Origin of the sequence: Mesorhizobium sp. M0491 (assembly GCF_040321265.1) — a bacterium.
Lineage (GTDB): Bacteria > Pseudomonadota > Alphaproteobacteria > Rhizobiales > Rhizobiaceae > Mesorhizobium.
In genome coordinates, this window is record NZ_JAMYRE010000011.1 from 57625 (window position 1) to 73903 (window position 16279).

At 63.3% G+C, this 16279-nt stretch carries 17 protein-coding genes; 3 read left to right on the forward strand and 14 right to left on the reverse strand.

Features of this window, described 5'->3' with window-relative positions:
• Window positions 1–124: 124 nt before the first annotated feature.
• A complete protein-coding gene (locus tag NKI69_RS15890) occupies window positions 125–1069 on the reverse strand; it encodes a heme/hemin ABC transporter substrate-binding protein (protein ID WP_352554747.1) in 945 nt (314 codons plus the stop codon).
• A gap of 186 nt (window positions 1070–1255) precedes the next feature.
• On the opposite strand from NKI69_RS15890, the gene NKI69_RS15895 reads away from it, so the two are divergent.
• Together NKI69_RS15895 and NKI69_RS15900 are read left to right on the forward strand one after the other, a co-directional pair.
• Window positions 1256–3382, forward strand: coding sequence for a TonB-dependent hemoglobin/transferrin/lactoferrin family receptor (locus NKI69_RS15895; protein WP_352721965.1), 2127 nt, complete (start codon window positions 1256–1258; stop codon window positions 3380–3382).
• Between the two features lie 345 nt (window positions 3383–3727).
• A complete protein-coding gene (locus tag NKI69_RS15900; protein ID WP_352721967.1) occupies window positions 3728–4459 on the forward strand; it encodes a siderophore-interacting protein in 732 nt (243 codons plus the stop codon).
• Here NKI69_RS15900 and NKI69_RS15905 read toward each other — a convergent pair.
• From NKI69_RS15905 to NKI69_RS15950, 10 genes are all read right to left on the reverse strand, one after another.
• Window positions 4431–4889: an aconitase X swivel domain-containing protein gene (locus tag NKI69_RS15905; protein ID WP_352441197.1), complete on the reverse strand. Its 459-nt coding sequence runs from the start codon at window positions 4887–4889 to the stop codon at window positions 4431–4433. The two genes, NKI69_RS15900 and NKI69_RS15905, sit on opposite strands and share 29 nt — an antisense overlap.
• Window positions 4886–6136, reverse strand: a complete 1251-nt coding sequence (locus NKI69_RS15910) for an aconitase X (RefSeq protein WP_352721969.1) — start codon at window positions 6134–6136, stop codon at window positions 4886–4888. Before NKI69_RS15910 ends, NKI69_RS15905 begins: the two co-directional genes overlap by 4 nt.
• A 238-nt stretch (window positions 6137–6374) precedes the next feature.
• On the reverse strand, window positions 6375–7439 hold the full coding sequence (locus NKI69_RS15915) for an ABC transporter ATP-binding protein (RefSeq protein ID WP_352630452.1): 1065 nt from the start codon (window positions 7437–7439) through the stop codon (window positions 6375–6377).
• Entirely contained in the window at window positions 7439–8227 is a 789-nt protein-coding gene (locus NKI69_RS15920) for an ABC transporter permease (RefSeq protein WP_352630498.1), read from the reverse strand. The genes NKI69_RS15915 and NKI69_RS15920 overlap by 1 nt, the downstream gene beginning before the upstream one ends.
• Window positions 8227–9090, reverse strand: coding sequence for an ABC transporter permease (locus NKI69_RS15925; RefSeq protein ID WP_127317861.1), 864 nt, complete (start codon window positions 9088–9090; stop codon window positions 8227–8229). Before NKI69_RS15925 ends, NKI69_RS15920 begins: the two co-directional genes overlap by 1 nt.
• A 65-nt stretch (window positions 9091–9155) precedes the next feature.
• Window positions 9156–10217, reverse strand: coding sequence for an ABC transporter substrate-binding protein (locus NKI69_RS15930; RefSeq protein WP_128304631.1), 1062 nt, complete (start codon window positions 10215–10217; stop codon window positions 9156–9158).
• Window positions 10218–10274: 57 nt separating this feature from the next.
• The gene (locus NKI69_RS15935; RefSeq protein ID WP_128304630.1) at window positions 10275–11246 is read right to left on the reverse strand and encodes a PfkB family carbohydrate kinase; all 972 of its coding nucleotides are present in this window, start codon (window positions 11244–11246) and stop codon (window positions 10275–10277) included.
• The gene (locus NKI69_RS15940) at window positions 11243–12283 is read right to left on the reverse strand and encodes an ADP-ribosylglycohydrolase family protein (RefSeq protein WP_023814057.1); all 1041 of its coding nucleotides are present in this window, start codon (window positions 12281–12283) and stop codon (window positions 11243–11245) included. The genes NKI69_RS15935 and NKI69_RS15940 overlap by 4 nt, the downstream gene beginning before the upstream one ends.
• A gap of 3 nt (window positions 12284–12286) precedes the next feature.
• Window positions 12287–13012: a GntR family transcriptional regulator gene (locus tag NKI69_RS15945; RefSeq protein ID WP_023814058.1), complete on the reverse strand. Its 726-nt coding sequence runs from the start codon at window positions 13010–13012 to the stop codon at window positions 12287–12289.
• 217 nt (window positions 13013–13229) lie between these two features.
• Window positions 13230–13499 (reverse strand): DUF982 domain-containing protein, encoded by a 270-nt coding sequence (locus NKI69_RS15950; protein ID WP_027035091.1) that lies wholly within the window; start codon window positions 13497–13499, stop codon window positions 13230–13232.
• Window positions 13500–13583: 84 nt separating this feature from the next.
• Between NKI69_RS15950 and NKI69_RS15955 the strand changes: the two genes are divergently transcribed.
• Window positions 13584–13841 carry a hypothetical protein gene (locus NKI69_RS15955; RefSeq protein ID WP_023814060.1) on the forward strand — a complete coding sequence of 86 codons (258 nt, stop codon included), beginning with the start codon at window positions 13584–13586 and terminating at the stop codon, window positions 13839–13841.
• 282 nt (window positions 13842–14123) lie between these two features.
• On the opposite strand, the gene NKI69_RS15960 is transcribed toward NKI69_RS15955, so the two are convergent.
• The 3 genes from NKI69_RS15960 to NKI69_RS15970 all read right to left on the reverse strand — a co-directional run bounded on the left by NKI69_RS15960 (window position 14124) and on the right by NKI69_RS15970 (window position 16208).
• The gene (locus NKI69_RS15960; protein ID WP_023814061.1) at window positions 14124–14279 is read right to left on the reverse strand and encodes a DUF3309 family protein; all 156 of its coding nucleotides are present in this window, start codon (window positions 14277–14279) and stop codon (window positions 14124–14126) included.
• Between the two features lie 251 nt (window positions 14280–14530).
• Window positions 14531–15136, reverse strand: coding sequence for a hypothetical protein (locus tag NKI69_RS15965; protein ID WP_031213861.1), 606 nt, complete (start codon window positions 15134–15136; stop codon window positions 14531–14533).
• A 376-nt stretch (window positions 15137–15512) separates the two neighbouring features.
• The gene (locus NKI69_RS15970; RefSeq protein ID WP_352441203.1) at window positions 15513–16208 is read right to left on the reverse strand and encodes a methyltransferase family protein; all 696 of its coding nucleotides are present in this window, start codon (window positions 16206–16208) and stop codon (window positions 15513–15515) included.
• Window positions 16209–16279: the final 71 nt, after the last annotated feature.

The following is a 16279-nucleotide window of genomic DNA, read 5'->3' on the forward strand; positions in this document are numbered from 1 at the left end:
GCCGCCAAGTTTGTTCGGGCGGAAGCCGATCCGGAGAAATCCGGACGGACAGGATTTATCAAGCTCAACTGGTTCGCCGACGAATTGGTACTGCCCAGCCGAACCGCCTTGCGATTTTACGGCGTCATTCCCCTTCCGGATAAAGCGCCTTCGCCAGATCGCGGATCGCATCTGATGTGCGCGGCCCGAAGCCGATCATGTAGGCGCCGTCAAGCACGACCAGCGCCTTGTTGGCCGCCGCCGGCGTTGCCGCCAGCGCGCGGTTGCCGAACACCTGCTCGGGCGTCGGCCCGCTCTTGCCGTCGCTCATCATCAGGATGACGTCAGGCGCCATCTCGATCAGCTTTTCCTCCGATGCCGCCCTGTAGCCATGCACGACATCCATCGGGTTGAGGCCGCCGGCATAGCGAATGATGGCGTCGGCAGAGGTGCCGGCGCCGGCAGCGCTCAGCTTCACGAGGCCATGGAAGAACACCACCTTCTTGCGCCGCTCCGGCGGGATTTTTGCTGCCAGATCGGCTGCCGTCTGAAAGGCGGTGAGCACCTCGGCGGAAACCACCTTGCCCTTGTCCTCGAGCCTAAGGCTGGCGGCGATCAGGGTGATCTTCCGCTCGATGCCTTGCGGGCTGTTGTCCTGCGGGACGAAGACGATCGGGATCGCCAGTGATTTTAGCACCTCGACCGCCTCCGGCGGTCCGCTGTCCTCGGCCGCCAGGATCAGGTCGGGACGCAGGCTGGCCAGCCCCTCGACCGAAAGCTGGCGGCGGTAGCCGACATTGGGTTTTTGCGCGACTTCAGGCGGATATTTGCTGCCGCGATCGACGGAGATGATCCGCTCGCCGGCGCCCAGCGCGTGGACGATCTCGGTGACGTCGGAGCCGAGCGTCACGATTCGGGTCGCCGCGCCCGGCACGACGGTTCGCCCCAGCGCGTCGACAACGCCCTCGGCGGCCAGCGCCTGGAAACCACAGGAAGGCGCCAGCACCGACAGCGCCAGAAGCAGCACCGCCGCGATCCTGCCAGGTTGCGACCAGTGGGTCGTCTTGCCTTCGCCTAAACTGCCGACCATGCCGCTGTTCCCGTGCCAGATGCTTCTCGATGATGGTCGGCTATAAATTTAAAGTTGACTTGTGTCATCATGTTTTAATATGTGACCCCTGCCCCGGCCCGCCTGGTCGAGGGATTCTCGATCATGCCAGCCAAGGCCCTTCAGCCACCGCCAGCAGTTTTGCTTTTGCTTGGGGGCTGCATGACGATGACAACGACAACAAACACGACCTTGATGGCGAGCACCGCGCTCGCCTTCGTGCTCGGCCTCTGCGCCGTGCCTCTTGCCAGCGCGCAGGAACAGGACCAGGAGAAAAAGGCCGCCGCCAAGGCCGGCCGCCTGGCGCCGGCCAGTGCCGCGCAGAATCAGCCGGCGACGATGCTCGACGTGATCACCATCTCGGCGACGATGATCAAAACGGCGGTGATCGAATCGATGGCCGCCATCAGCGCCGTCGATCAGGACGAACTCGACCGCATTCAGCCCGACACAGCGGCCGACATCTTCCGCACCACGCCCGGCGTCGCTGCCTCGATGAATGGCGACGATCCCGCAACCGCCATCAACATTCGCGGCCTGGAGCAATATGGCCGCGTCGTCGTGACGCTCGACGGCGCCCGTCAGGACTATTGGCGCGTCGGTCATGGCTCTGGCTCGTTCTATGTCGAACCGGACCTGATCAAGGAAGCCACCGTCATTCGTGGCCCGGTGTCGAATGCCTATGGGTCAGGCGGCATCGGCGGCGTCGTCTCCTTCGAGACCAAGGACGCCGGCGATTTCCTCAAGAAGGACGAGCGCTGGGCGCTGAGCGAGAAGCTCGGCTACGAGGACAATGGCGACGGCTTCACCACCAGCACCACCGGTGCCTACCGCTTCAGCGACGATGCCGACATCATCGGCAACCTCATCTACCGCGACCGCGACAGCTACACCGACGGCAATGGCGAGACCGTGCCATGGACCGGCGAGCGGGTGACCAGCGGCTATCTGAAGACGACGCTGCGGCCGGCCGATGACCATGAGCTGAAGCTCGGCGCCATCCTGCAGCGCTACAACGACCAGATCACCGGATCCAGCGGCTCGACCTCGCCGACGCTGAGCCGCTACGACACCAACACCACCAACCAGACCTACACCGCCGCCTACACCTGGAAGCCAGACGACAACGAGCTGATCGACTTCAGCGCCAATGCCTACCACAACCGCACCCGCACCGAGCAGACGCAGGTCGCGCCTGCCTCAGGGATCGGCAATTTCCGTTTTTACGATGTCGCCACATCCGGCTTCAACGTGAAGAACTCCTCACGTTTCGACGCCTGGGGACTAGCACATACGCTGACCTACGGACTCGATTACTACTATCTCGAGGCCTCCTCGGAAGCGGCGCATTTCGGCGCTGGCGAACAGCAGGGCTATGGCGGCTTCCTGCAGTGGCAGGGCGATTACGAGGACTGGCTGCAGGTCATCACTGCGATGCGGTATGACGGCTACCAGCTCGATGGCGAAACGCGCATCCCGTCGCCGCAGGAAGCCTCGATCTCCGGCGATCGTTGGTCGCCGCGCCTCACCGTCGGCGTCACGCCATTCGATGGCTTCCAGCTCTATGGCACCTATTCCGAAGGCTATCGGGCGCCGGGCCTGCAGGATGTCTTCCGCGGCGGCGGCGCGCATGGCGGCGGCGATACATACCGGCCCAATCTTCTGCTGCAGCCCGAGACGGCGAAGAACTGGGAGGCCGGCATCAACGTCAAGTATGACGATGTTCTGACGGCGGGCGACCGGTTGCGCGCCAAGCTCAACGTCTTCCACACTGCCGTCGAGGATTACATCGACGTCGACCTGACCGTCCTGCCGCGCACCGCGATCAACATCGGCGACGCCCGGCTGAAGGGCATCGAGGCCGAGATGGTTTATGACTACAACTGGGGTTTTGTGAACCTTGCCGGCGCGTTGATCGACGCCAAGGTCGTCAGCGGCGTCTATTCCGGCCAGGCGCTGAACAACACGCCGCTCGACCGCTTCTCGGCCACCATCGGCTTCCGCATGCTGGAGGACCAGCTCACCGTCGGCGCGCAATATCTCAGCGTCGGCAAGATCACCCGCACCAGCCGCACCAATCCCAACGCCGTGCCGGTCGTCGATGACGGTTTCGATCTGGTCAACGTCTTCGCCAACTGGCGCGTCAATGACAACCTCAAGCTCGACTTCGGCGTCGATAACATCTTCAACACCGCCTACACCGACCCGCAAAGCGCATGGTCGACCTCGGCGGCAACCGAACAGGGCAAGGGCCGCACCTTCAAGGTGGCGCTCACCGGCAGGATCGGAGGCTGACAATGAGCCAAGCATCGGTGCGTGAACTGGCCTGTGAGGCACAGCTCAACCTGCGACATCTGCCCGATTACATGGACAGCATCAGCGACAGACTGCAGAGCTTCGAGGCCGATGCTTCGCATCAGGGACAGCGCATCGATTTCCGCTTTGCCTTCGGTGGCGCCTCTTTCGACATGGAACGGCTGGTGATGCGGGCCAATGCCGCCGACCGCGACGGGCTGGCCCGTATCAAGGACCTGCTGGCCACGGCCGTACAGGTCTACGCCAAGGAGGAAAATCCCGAGATCCGTCTGGACCGGCGATCTCTCAGGCGAAACCAGCCTCGCTCAGTTCCGCGAGATGGTGGTGACGGATATTCGCGACCTCACCCCGCATATGCGCCGCATCCGGCTGGCCGGCGAGGATCTCAGCCGTTTCGCCAAATTCGGCGGCATGCATATCCGCATGCTGTTTCCGACCAGGGAGGTGCCCGATCCGCTGTGGCCGGTGCTCGGCGGCAATGGCTTGCCGGTCTGGCCCGCCGATGACCGGCGCCCGGTGGCGCGCGTCTACACCATCCGCGCGCTCGACGTGGAAAAGGGCATCATCGATGTCGACTTCCTGATTCATACCGGCGAGAGCGTCGGCTCCACCTGGGCCATGCAGGCAGCGCCCGGCATGAAGGTCGGCATCATGGGACCGGTCGGCCGTCCGGTGCGGCAGGCAGAATGGTATGTCTTGGGTGCCGATGAAACCGGCCTGCCGGCGCTGGCGCGGCTGCTGGAGACGCTGCCGGCCGAGACAAAAGGCGTTGCCTTCGTCGAGATCGCCAATGACGGTGAACGGCAGAAGATCGCCAACCCCACCCGCATCGAAGTGCATTTGCTGACACGGGATGGCGTGGCGGCGGGCGAGGACAGACGGCTGGCCGAGGCTGTCCGCTCGGTGGCGTGGCCGCAGGACGGTTCGGCCTTCGGCTGGTTCGCGGCGGAAGCCGCTGCCGCCAAGATCGTGCGCGAATATTGGCGCGACACGCTGGGACTTGCCGCGATCAGACGCTGGCGGCTGCCTATTGGCGGCGTGGCTCTGCCGGATTGATGGCGGGGTGAACTCTGATGATCGGCCCGCCGTCTTTGCCGATGCCGATATCAATTTGATCACCGGAGACAAGGTTCGAAATATCGCACACCACCAGCGGCATGCGGATGTCATAAAGAAACTCGGCAACGATGGCGCCCACCGCCAGGATCGGGTCCGGCCGCTCCAGAAGAAGACCGGCCGGCGCCGTGCCTCTGCGGATCGCCTCGGCCAGCACCGAGGATGAAGACGATGAGCCGCGCCCGCTCGGCATGACCAAAATCCTGCCGGCGACATTTTGGCCGAGGCCGGGATGCGAATGGTCTGTTATGTCGCCGGTCTCGGCATCGATACCGCCCCAGAAGCTGAGGGGTTGCGAGAACACCAGCGCCTGGCCCTTGGCTTCGCCGGCCAACTGGAAGGTGCCGGTTCGTGCCACCGGTCGCGTCATGAGGCGCTCCGCACGACATGCCCGACGGCAGCGGAGCGGATGCAATCCTCCATCTCGGCAAAGGCGACGGACACGCCGATATTGCCCGGTGCATAATGCGCCCATTTGCCGGAATTGGTCATCACGACGCCGTCGAGGCGTTCCAGGATCGATGTGACATAGGTGCAGGTGTCGGCGACCGGGACCAGACCAAACGCCTCCATCCCCGCCAGCGCGCCCTCCTCCTGCAGTCGCGCCAAGGTCGCACGGCCCGTGTTGACGTAGATCGGGATGCGCCTTCCGGGTGCTGCCTCGCGCAGCAACGGCAACAGTCGCATCCACTCCTCATACGAAAAATGCGGCGTGCCGAGCGACACGGCCGCCACCGGCGCGCCATCCCGTACGCTCGATAGCCTGGCCAGCGCATGGTCGATATCGGCGCGGGTGATGCGGATCGTTTCGTCAGGCGCATGACCCTGGAACGCCTCATCGAGCGTCATCGCTTCCGGCGTGATGCCGACCGCATGGAACAGCGCCACAGCACCCGTCGTTGCAGCCGCCGCGCCCAGCGCCTTTAGCTGGTCCTCATCGCGCGGCTGCGGCAGACCGGCAATCACCGGAACGCGGTCGCCGCTCGCTTGCCCGATGAATAGCCCGACGCCGACGAAAAGGCTGTCGCTCGGCTCGCCGTCCGGAACATCCAGCTCAAATAGGATCCGGCCGCGCCGGTTCTCGCTCAGATGCAGACCCCAGGCCGGCGCGCGGCCGGTCATGGCGCAGCACAGATCGATGAAATCGCCATAGCGGTTGGTGCGCGCGCCGATCACCGAATTGGCAAAGACGATGGCGTTGGATTCGCCCCAGGCGATCTGCTCGCCGAACTCCGGCCTGAACCGCGTCTGGTAAGGTGCGCAAGTGAAGGTCGCCTGGCAGCCGAGCTCCAGATGCGCCTTCATCAGCCGCCACGCCGGCACCTCTTCCGCTGCCGGCATCTTCACCATGCCGGGATGGATGAGGTCGAATGAGCCGACATTCAATGTCGTCGGCACCTGGACCCGGCCACCGCCTTCGACCAGCCGCTCGACGAAATCGAGCCCTGCCTTGCCGTGGTAGAGACAGCCATCGATATGGGCGCCAGTGATGTCGAGCAGACCGCGCGCCCCAACCGCATTGGAAAATGCGACGAGGATTTTCATGGCAGCGGCGGCGGACGGGCCCTGCTCGCCGTCGAGCATGGATCGGTCCTTAGCCGTCAATTCCAGCGTCATAGATGTGCTCCCGGCCCTATCTAGCCCGATGGAGGGACAGCACCCCCCTCTGCCCTGCCGGGCATCTCCCCCGCAAGGGGGGAGATTAGCCGTCATACCTGCTTTCGCAAATTTTCGACGTTGCAAAAAGGGCAGTGACGCTCAAACCGCCAATCTCCCCCCTTGCGGGGGAGATGTCCGGCAGGACAGAGGGGGGTGCGAAGGAACGCCAACAGTCCCTGCTATCGAACCGCGTCGACTAGTTTGCCGCAATCAGCACGGTGCTTTTCGGCGACCAACTGAGCATTACCTCCTGACCCTCGGCCAGTCTTTCGGCACCGGTGTTCTGCACGATGACCTTCAACGTCTGACCAGCGTGCTCGACAAAGTATGTGCTGTTGTTGCCGGCGAAAATGCGCTTGGAGACCTGCCCCTTGAGCATGTTGGCGTTGCCATCCGAAGCCCCGCCATCAATAGCAATACGGATGCGTTCGGGCCGCACCGCACAACTCGCCTTGGCACCAGCAGCAAGGCGAGCACCCGCGCCGGCGGCAATCGCCGTGCCGTCCGGCAGCCGGATGCCATCGCCCGTCGTATCGCCGCGAAAAATGTTGGCGTCGCCGAGGAAGGTGGCGGCGAATTCGCTCTTCGGCCGGTCGTAGATCTCCTCCGGTGGTCCTTCCTGCACCAGCCTGCCGTCGCGCAATATGCCGATGCGGTCGCTCATCGTCAGCGCTTCTTCCTGGTCATGGGTAACGAAAATGGTGGTGATGCCGATCTCGCGCTGGATGCGCTTGAGCTCGATCTGCATATCGACGCGCAGCGCCTTGTCGAGCGCGCCGAGCGGCTCGTCGAGCAGCAGCACGCGCGGCTTGGTGACGATGGCGCGGGCGAGCGCCACGCGCTGGCGCTGGCCGCCCGACAGCTGATGCGGCCGCCGCCCACCGAGCTTGCCGAGTTGCACCAGATCGAGCGCGCGCTGCACCTCGGTAGCGATGATCGCCCTGGCCTCGCCGCGCACCGACAGGCCGAAGGCGACATTGTCGGCGACGCTCATATTGGGAAACAGCGCATAGTTCTGAAACACCATGCCGATGCGCCGCTTTTCGACCGGCACCCGCTCAACGCTTTCGCCGCCGATGGTGATGCGGCCGGAATCGGGAAAATCGAACCCCGCGATCTGCCTGAGCAGCGTGGTCTTGCCGCTGCCCGATGGCCCGAGCAGCGCATAGAAGCCGCCATCGGCGAAATCGATAGAGACATCGTCCAGTGCCTTGTGCGCGCCGAAACTGCGCGAGACATCAGATACCTGCACGCCGGCCATTATTTCTCTCCGCCGAATTTGAAGAACCGCGCTGTCAGCAGCATCAGCGCCATCGACACGACAATGATGATGGTCGAGACCGCGTTGATCTCGGGCGTAAAACCCTTGCGGATCGCGGCGTAGATTTCGACCGGCAGCGTCGTCTGGCCCGGCGTCGCCAGGAAATAGGACACGACGAACTGATCGAACGAAACGGCAAACGCAAACAGCCCGCCGGCGATGACGCCGGGCATGATCCAGGGCAGCGTAACGCGCCTCGTCACCTGCCACTGGTTGGCGCCGAGCGAGCGCGCCGCCTCTTCCAGCTCCGGCGCGAAGGTCTGCAGCCGGGCCGAGACGACGACGATGACATAGGGCAGCGCCAGCGCGACATGGCCGAGCAGGATCGCATGCAGGCCGCGGCCGATGCCGACACCGAAGAAGAAAATCAGCATCGCCGTGCCGGTGATCAGCCACGGTATGGCGATCGGCGGAAACAGCATCGCCTGCAGGAACTTCTTGCCGCGAAATTCGTAGCGATAGAGCGCCAATGATGCAGCCGAGCCGAGCACCACGCAGATGATCGTGGTGATGACCGCGATCTCGACGCTGTTCCAGGTGGCCGCGATCAGCTGGTCGTTCTGCCACAGCGAGGCGTACCATTCGGTCGTCCATTCGAACGGCAGTTGGTAGAAGGGCGAGACATTGAACGACATCAGCGCCATGATGATGATCGGCAGATAAAGAAAGGCGAGCAGCATAAAGATGTAGAGACGGCCGAGCCATTCGAGGATGCGGGTCGTCACCATCACGCGGCCCTCCGCAGCACCGGCGACGCCACCGCCAGGATGACCAGCACCACCGCCAGCAGGATGAAGGAGAGCGCTGCACCGAGCGGCCAGTTGAACACGGCGACGAACTGGTCCTCGATGACCGTGCCGTAGAAGGTGCCGGTGCGGCCGCCGAGGATGCGCGGTTCCATGAACGAGCCGACGACCGGCACGAAGATCAGCGCCGCACCCGCGACCAATCCGGGCATCGACAGCGGGATGATCACCCGCTTCAGCACCTGCAACCGCGATGCGCCAAGCGAGCGCCCGGCCTCGATCAGCGAGTCGTCGATCGCCTGCAGCGTCAGATAACAGGTCAGCACCATGTAGGGCACATAGGAGTGCACCAGCCCGATGATGACGGCTGGATAGGAATACATCAGGTCGATGTTGATCTTGAACGGCAGCACCGCGTTGAGCGCGGTGTCGAGAATGCCGCCCTCGCGCAAAACCATCGCCCAGGAAAAGATGCGCACCAGCCCGTTCGACCAGAACGGCAGGATGACGAGCAGGAAGATCGCCTCGCGGCTGCGCCCCTTCAGCACCTTGGCGAGCACGTAAGCCGCGGGATAGCCGATGACGACGCACCACAGCGTCACTTCGAGGCCAAGCCGCAGCGAGGCCAGCAGCAGCGTCAGATAGAGGCTTTGCGAGAAGAAGGCGGCATAGTTGCCAAGCGTGAACGCCCACGGCTTTCCCGACAGCGGCAGCTCGGTCATGAACGAGAAGAAGACCATAGCGGATAGCGGCAGGAAGATCGCCACCGTCAGCCAGAGATAGGCTGGCGCCAGCAGCGGCAATGCCGATCTCAGCCCGCTTCGCGACGCTGTCGCAGCTGCCATGGTACCCTCCTCCCAGTATTGGAAGAACCAGCCGACGCGAACCGCCGGCTGGCCTGGCTGTGATCTTACTTCACGTCGACCTTAAGCTGCTGCCAGAGCGCCAGATAGGCTTCGCGCTGGGCGTCGGTGATCGGCGCCTGGAACTGGATGCGCTTGGCCACTTCGGGATCACCCATGACCTTGCGGTTGAAGGCATCCTCGGGCAGCGCTTCCACCGCCTTGGTGTTGGCGGAGACGGGAGCACCGACCTTGGTGACCCATTCGACGTAGAATTTCGGGTCGATCATGTAGTTGATGAAGGCCTCGGCGCCGGCGACGTTCTTGGCGCCGACCGGAATGGAAAACGCGTCGAGCCAGGCGACGGCGCCTTCCTGCGGCACGACCAGCGAGACCGGCAGCTTGAAATGCGTCTTGGCGCGATCGGCCGAGCCGCTCCAGTAGGTGCCGATGTCGATCTGGTTGGAGGCGACCATCTGGTTCCAGTCGTTCTCCGAGCTCCAGAAGGTCTTGATCTGCGGCATCAGCGAGGTCAGCTTCGTCTTGACCGCATCCATATCCTTGATGTCGTTGATGTTCTGGCCAGTGGCGATGGCGCCGAACTGCACCGCTTCAACGGCGTCGTCGCGAATGACGACACGGCCCTTGTGCGCGGCATCCCACATCTCGGCGATGCTCGTCGGCGGCTTGTCGAAGGATTTTTCGTTGATGGCGAGCGCCGTCAGGCCCCATACCCACGGCACGCCATAGACCTTGCCGTCGTGGACGAGCATCGGCGATCCCGCCTTGTCCTTGCTGATGTCGGCGTAGTTCGGCAGCTTGGAAACGTCGATCGGCTGGATCAGCTTGCCGTCCATCGCCTGGTCGTTGAAGGCGGCGTTGATCATGACGACGTCGTAGAGGCCGGGATTGGTCCGGATCTTGGTCAGCATTTCCTGTTCGGAATTGAAGAAATCGTTGACGACCTTGTTGCCGGTCGCCTTTTCGAAAGCCTCGACGGCCCACGGCTCGTCGGCGCCGTAGCCCTTCCAGTTGAGCACATGCACTTCGTCGGCCTTGGCGGCGAACGTGAGTGCGGAGGTAAAGACGGCGGTCGCCGTCAGCAGAGCAGTCAAGTCAGGCATGCGCATGGTTGGTTCCTCTCTGTGGGTTTGCCCGCTTCCCGGGCTTGTCAGGCTTTCCAGCTGTTATGCATTGGCCTTCTGTGTCCGGCCTGCTCCCGATGGGTCGGCGGCATGGCTCAGGAATGTCTGGATTTCGCGGTTCGTCGGCGCCGACGAGCCGCCATGGCGGGTGACCGAAATGGCCGCTGCAGCATTGGCATAGCGCGCTGCCTCGAAGGGCGGGATGCCGTGCGCCAGCGCGCTGACGAAACCGCCGATATGGGTGTCGCCGGCGCCATTGGTGTCGATGGCGCTGACGTTGAAGCCGGCAATGGTCTGCGCTGTGCCGTCGGCCAGCCTGATATGGCAACCCTTCGCGCCAGCGCGAATGATCACGCCAGCAGCCTTGGGGCAGTGGTCGGCGAGAAGTCGTGCCGCGAGTCCCTCGACATCGCCTGGGCCGGCAATCTCGGCGGCTTCCGTCGTGTTACAGCTCAGCCATGTGGTGCGGGCAAGCACCCGCGACAGGATGGGACGCGGAATGTCCGAGATGACCGGCGTCGGATCGAAGACGAAGGGAATATCTGCCGGAAGTGCCTCGATCCAATCGGTGAGCGCATCGCGGCTCTTGGGATAGCTTAGCGTGTAGCCGGAGGTGAACACCCAGTCTCCCGGCGCCACCGCGACCGGCGCCATCAGGTCGCGGCTGAGCACGCTCTCCGCCCCTGGCCACGACACGAAGGTGCGTTCGGCGTCGCTCGAAATCATGGCGACGCAGTTGCCGCTGTCCGTCAATGGCGATGGCGGCGTCAGCGTCGCGATGCCCTCGGCGGCGAAAGCGGCACGCAGGAAATCGCCATTGGGTCCGCTGCCGAGTTGGCCGCCGAACACCACCTGCATGCCGGTGCGGCTGGCCGCGACCATCATGTTGAAGCCGCCGCCGGCGACCTGGGCGAAGCTCGACGCCGTCTTTTCCATGCCGGGCGCCGGCAGGGCGTCGATGCGGTAGACATAGTCGACCACGGCACTGCCGACATGGACGAGACGGCCGCTCATTCCGCCGCGTCCTTGCCGGAACCGATTTTCGCCACCCTTGCTGCCACGAGGTCGGCGGCAAGCGCGCGAACCTCTGACATGTCGAGGCCGACAAGCCGGGCGATATGCTGTTGCGGCAATCGGGAAAAACCGCTGCAGGCGCCGGCCATGCCGGCGGCGATGGCGCCGATCGTATCGGTGTCGCCGCCGATATTGGCGCTGATGATAGCTGCTTGCCATGGGTCGCCACGGGCGACTTCCAGCACGGCGAAGGCCGCCGGGACGGATTCCTGGCTGGCGACGCCGGTACCCACCAGATCGGTGATCAGCCGAATGGCATCCCTGATCGCCTTGCCGCGCACGATGTCCTGCGCCCAGACGATACGCGCGGCGATGTCGCCGCCGGTGACCCAATGACCAAGCGTCGCCCCTCGCCTCGCCGCCGCGACGGCGCTGGCGGAAGCATCGCGCCAGCCACCGCCGGCGATGCCGCGGCTGACGGCAGCGGCAACGGCAGCAGCGGAAGCGATTGCGATCGAGGTGTTGTGCGTCGCCCGGCAGGTCTCCGCCACCTTGGCGACGAACGCCTCCAATGGTTCGAGCGGCATCATGATGCCGACAGGCCCGATGCGCATGGCCGCGCCATTGGTGTCGCCGCTGCGTCCCGCTTCCTCGGCCGGTACGCCATTGTTGATGGCGTCGATGGCCCGTTTGGTCGACGGCCCCAAGAGATCATAGCTGCCGCGCGCCTTGACCTCGCGCTCCCAGTCGAGCAGCGCATTGACCCAGCGCGCGTGGTCGAAACGGTCGCCGGATTCGACCAGGATGCGGCCGAGCAGCAGCGCCTGTTCGGTGTCGTCGGTGATGGTGCCGGCAGCCAGTCCCTTCGACACCGGATGATCGGCGAAAGGCTCGATGAAATCCTCGACATGGCCGTGGAGTTCGGCAATGCGAACCGGCGACAAAAGCTGCGTCGGCATGCCGAGCGCATCTCCCAGCGCTCCGCCGACAAGCGCGCCCATGGCGCGATCGATGGCCTTGCTGGTTGCATCCGACATCGCTCAGAACCTCATATGCAGCGCAAAATGTGCCGGGTTGAGCAGGCTGGTGACATACTCGATCGGCCGATCGTCAGCCGCACGCGTCAGCCGGCGGCCGCGCAGGAAGGGCGTGCCTTGTGGGCAACCGAGGATGGCCGCATCCTCGGCATTGAGCATCTCGATCTCGACCCATTCCTCGCCATGGTCGGGAATGAGGCCGGCGGCGCGCAGCGTCTGGTGCAGCGAGCCCTCGCGCAGTCCGCGCAACGGTACGTCCTCAAGCTCGGAGGACAATGGCAGCCGGCTGCGCTCGATGGAGATCGCATGGCCGTCGCTGGCGTTGGTGCGCACCCGGTCAACGGCAATGAAGAACGGGCTTTCGATACCAAGCAGCGCAGCCAGATCGGGGTCTTCGATGACCTCCAGCCGCAGCGTCCGCGTCTCGGCATTGGCGCCGGCATCGGCCAGCGCGCGCGACCAACCGATGGAGTCATCGACCGGCTTGCCGTCGAAGGTGACGAACGAGCCAATACCAACCCTGGTCGTGATCAGCCCGCGGCTGGACAGTTCTTCGAGGCCCTTGCGGACCGTATTGCGACTGACGGAGAAGCGCTGGACAAGTTCATTCTCGCTTTGCAGGCGGTCGCCGAAGCCGAGAACACCGGAGCGGATTTCATGTTCGAGAACGGTGGCGATCTGCTCGGGTTTGCCCGTACCGGGAGACAGTTGAACCGCGCGCCGCTTCATATAGGTACCTGTTCAGTGAACCTGTATAGTCCTGTTCAATATCTGGATAGAAATGCCGTGTCAACAGATGCCGGAAACAGGCCCAATGAACCCCGAATTTCGGATTGTCCGCAGAGCGCGCCGAACTGGCCGGTTGCCATGGCCCGGAAAAGCCGGTGAAAGACCGAGATCAACCAAGAGGATAGAGCCGATCCTTGATTCAATTTCACCGGGCAGGCTACGGGATCGACACCTCACGCGGCTCAACGAGAATGTCCGCCTCGATAGCGGCGTTGATGAACGCCGCCCTTGCCGCCGAGACTTCTTTCTTTCCCTCTAGCACGGCCAGACAGACCTTACGGGCAACCATATGCTTTTGCCCGGTTGCAACCGGCCAGCGGTTCAGCAGGATGTCGGCAGCCTGAGCGACCCGCTCCACGTTGAAGATCGAGTTTCGCGATCGGCCGAGCGCAATCCTGACCGGCTCATCGAAACGCTGATCTTGCACGATGCCACTCCCCAAAGTCGGCATTCATCGATTCGCGGCCTTCAACCCCGCGCAATGTGATAGGTTCCGCGACAAAGGTGCAAGATGTCCGATTCCAGTGGCCAGAAAAATCCCAGGCTGATCGTCGTGGTCGCGTTCGATCGCGGTGAGGATGGCGAGTTGTTCCCAGCCTTTGGACCCGCCGACCAGCAGAGCGAAGACCGCGCCATACGCACCGCCAGGGCTCTAGCGGCAAAGCATGCCGGCGTCATCGCCTGGAGCCGCGAGGCCGATCCGACGCTGGGCGAATACGGCCCGCCGAACACGCTCTTCGTCAGCGGCGACGTACCTGACATGGAATAGTCGACTGGCGTCAGCTTCTGGATGCCTTGCCCATAGGGTTTGATGCGAGCCGGTTTCCCCTCGCCAGCAAGCAAAAGCCCGCTACGGTGAACCGGAGCGGGCCTTGGAGGAGGACAAGGGGTGGGACCCTCTCCTCTTGTTTCCACGGGGGGGTGTGGACCGCAATGACCATACGAAAGTTTTGCAGAGTGCAGGATCACAAGCCGGCTTGCCTGCATCACAATCCGGTGCACGCCGATATTGGGGGCGCTCACGAGATTGCGATCAGTTGCGATAACCCGGCTAGATACGCCCGAGCACGACAAGCACGATGGCGATGAGCAGCACGAGCCCAAGGCCGCCGCCGCCATAGTAGCCGGTGCCGTAGAACGGACCGCCACCGAGGCCGCTGAGGCCGCCAAGCAGCGCAATGATGATCGGTATGGTTCCAAGACTCATAGCGATGTTCAAAGACGAGCGCTCCAAAGGCTCTACCGTTCCGCGCGATTGTGGCGGGCATCGCGTGCGGAAGAGGTCTGCCGGCAACAGAAGCGGCCATCCAGATGATGGCAACCAGAATTTGATTCCGGCACGCCTGTGGACGCAGAAAGCCCGCCAGCGTGGCGGGCTTTCCTACCGGCCGGAGGCCAGGAGAGTGCGGTCGAGCCTCACGGCTGATTCGGCACTTCCAATCCCCGGCCCCTCCAGTATCAGCGACGAGCGATCAGGAGGCAGAGTTGCCGTAGATCGCGGTCGTAGGCGCCTTCGCTGCTGAGCACGTCGACGCAGCGCTTCTTCATTCGCGCCACGTTGCTATCCGACATCTGGGCCACGACACCCGGCAGGCTCGGCCTGCTGGGGTTTGACGGATTGGACGGATTGCTCGGGTTCGACGGATTGCCTGGATTGATGCCGCCACCAATACCCACGCCGACGCCGCTCGTCCCGCCTACATTGGCGCCAAGGCCGGCCGTAATGCCGCCAGACCCTCCGATGTTGGCGCCCGCGCCGGCATTGATGCCGTTGCTGCCGCCGACCGAAGCGCCGAGACCAGCATTGACACCGCTCGAGCCGCCAACATTGGCACCGGCACCGGCATTTACACCACCGCTGCCGCCGACCGAGGCGCCCACTCCGGCACTGATGCCGCCACTGCCGCCAACGGAAGCCCCGACACCGGCATTGACGCCGCCGCTACCACCCACCGAGGCACCAACGCCAAGGCCGATTCCCGCAGCATTGGCGGGCAGGGAAAGAGCTAAAATTACCGCACTACCCGCCAACATATTGGCGACTGTCTTGATGGTGTGAGCCATAACACTCTCCTGTTGTCGTTGCGCTAAAGCAATTGGCGAGAGGCCGATTGCAAGATCAACTACGCGAGGTGGTGAATTTCAGTTTCAGAGAGAGAATACTGAACCTGAGGCGTGGTGTACATCAACAAAATTTCTGAAACAAAATGATATTAAAGTTTGAATAATTGTTCTTTACACGAACAATTCGTAAGGCATTGGCGATCGGACGTTACTCTGCTCCATGCCGCACACCGCGCTGGACATGGATAGGCCTCTCGCAAGATCAGCAAGACCGCCGCGATGATTGCAAGTGGCCAGAGTCTATCGGCGGCCGGATGCGGGAGTGAGAGAGTGCAAGCGTGATTGCAGGCCGAACGATTCTGCGCCGGCCCGCTTGTCAGACGATCCCGTAGAACAGCCTGTAGTGGGCGCGCTTCATATAGTCCCGGTATTCCGGCGTGGCGGCTAACAGCGCCTCTTCGCGCAGGATGCGATGAACCTGGAAGAAGGTGATCGCGGCGTAGACAGCAAGATTGTAGAAGGAAAAGGCCGACAGCAGGAACAGGACATGACCGGCAAGGTATCCGGCATAGATCGGGTGCCGCACCAGGCGGTAGGCACCGTCGGTCATCACGCCGCGATTGCCTGGCAGAATGGCGAAAGAACGCCCTAGCGATATCTTCCCCCAGATCACGAACCCCAACGCCAGGACTTGCAGCGGCGCAGCGGCATAGACCGGGATGATGGCCACGCCCGGTTGCAGGTCGATGAAGCCGACACCGAAGCTGGCGACCACCGAAACAACCACCGTCAGCGGGTTCCAGTCGCGTACCTGCGGTCGCCGCGACAGAAGCAGCCAGGTAAAGGTCAGGATCTCGGAAATTGCCACCAGCGCCACATTGATGCGGGTCGGGTCGAGCATCAGGTGATATACGCCGCGGTAGACGAACATGCCCGCGAAGGCCAGCGCGCAGATCCGAAAGAAACCTTCGCGCAAATCCACCAGGATTTCGCGCTTTCGGGCTGCGGACAAAATCCTGCCGTCACTGACGTGCGAAAGCGCCTCGCTTTTTGATATGAGCAATGCAAACACCCCGATGATCCCTCGAGGCGACCTTTGCACGCAACCATTGCCGGGCAGTTAATCAACAAGATCAGATCGGT

Coding starts and splice junctions, on each gene's coding strand:
- NKI69_RS15955 (WP_023814060.1), top strand. CDS start 13,584: ATGTCCGATTCCAGTGGCCAGAAAAATCCCAGGCTGATCGTCGTGGTC.
- NKI69_RS15920 (WP_352630498.1), bottom strand. CDS start 8,227: ATGGTGACGACCCGCATCCTCGAATGGCTCGGCCGTCTCTACATCTTT.
- NKI69_RS15935 (WP_128304630.1), bottom strand. CDS start 11,246: ATGAGCGGCCGTCTCGTCCATGTCGGCAGTGCCGTGGTCGACTATGTC.
- NKI69_RS15905 (WP_352441197.1), bottom strand. CDS start 4,889: ATGACGCGACCGGTGGCACGAACCGGCACCTTCCAGTTGGCCGGCGAA.
- NKI69_RS15945 (WP_023814058.1), bottom strand. CDS start 13,012: ATGAAGCGGCGCGCGGTTCAACTGTCTCCCGGTACGGGCAAACCCGAG.
- NKI69_RS15890 (WP_352554747.1), bottom strand. CDS start 1,069: ATGGTCGGCAGTTTAGGCGAAGGCAAGACGACCCACTGGTCGCAACCT.
- NKI69_RS15940 (WP_023814057.1), bottom strand. CDS start 12,283: ATGTCGGATGCAACCAGCAAGGCCATCGATCGCGCCATGGGCGCGCTT.
- NKI69_RS15895 (WP_352721965.1), top strand. CDS start 1,256: ATGACAACGACAACAAACACGACCTTGATGGCGAGCACCGCGCTCGCC.
- NKI69_RS15910 (WP_352721969.1), bottom strand. CDS start 6,136: ATGACGCTGGAATTGACGGCTAAGGACCGATCCATGCTCGACGGCGAG.
- NKI69_RS15960 (WP_023814061.1), bottom strand. CDS start 14,279: ATGAGTCTTGGAACCATACCGATCATCATTGCGCTGCTTGGCGGCCTC.
- NKI69_RS15915 (WP_352630452.1), bottom strand. CDS start 7,439: ATGGCCGGCGTGCAGGTATCTGATGTCTCGCGCAGTTTCGGCGCGCAC.
- NKI69_RS15965 (WP_031213861.1), bottom strand. CDS start 15,136: ATGGCTCACACCATCAAGACAGTCGCCAATATGTTGGCGGGTAGTGCG.
- NKI69_RS15930 (WP_128304631.1), bottom strand. CDS start 10,217: ATGCGCATGCCTGACTTGACTGCTCTGCTGACGGCGACCGCCGTCTTT.
- NKI69_RS15925 (WP_127317861.1), bottom strand. CDS start 9,090: ATGGCAGCTGCGACAGCGTCGCGAAGCGGGCTGAGATCGGCATTGCCG.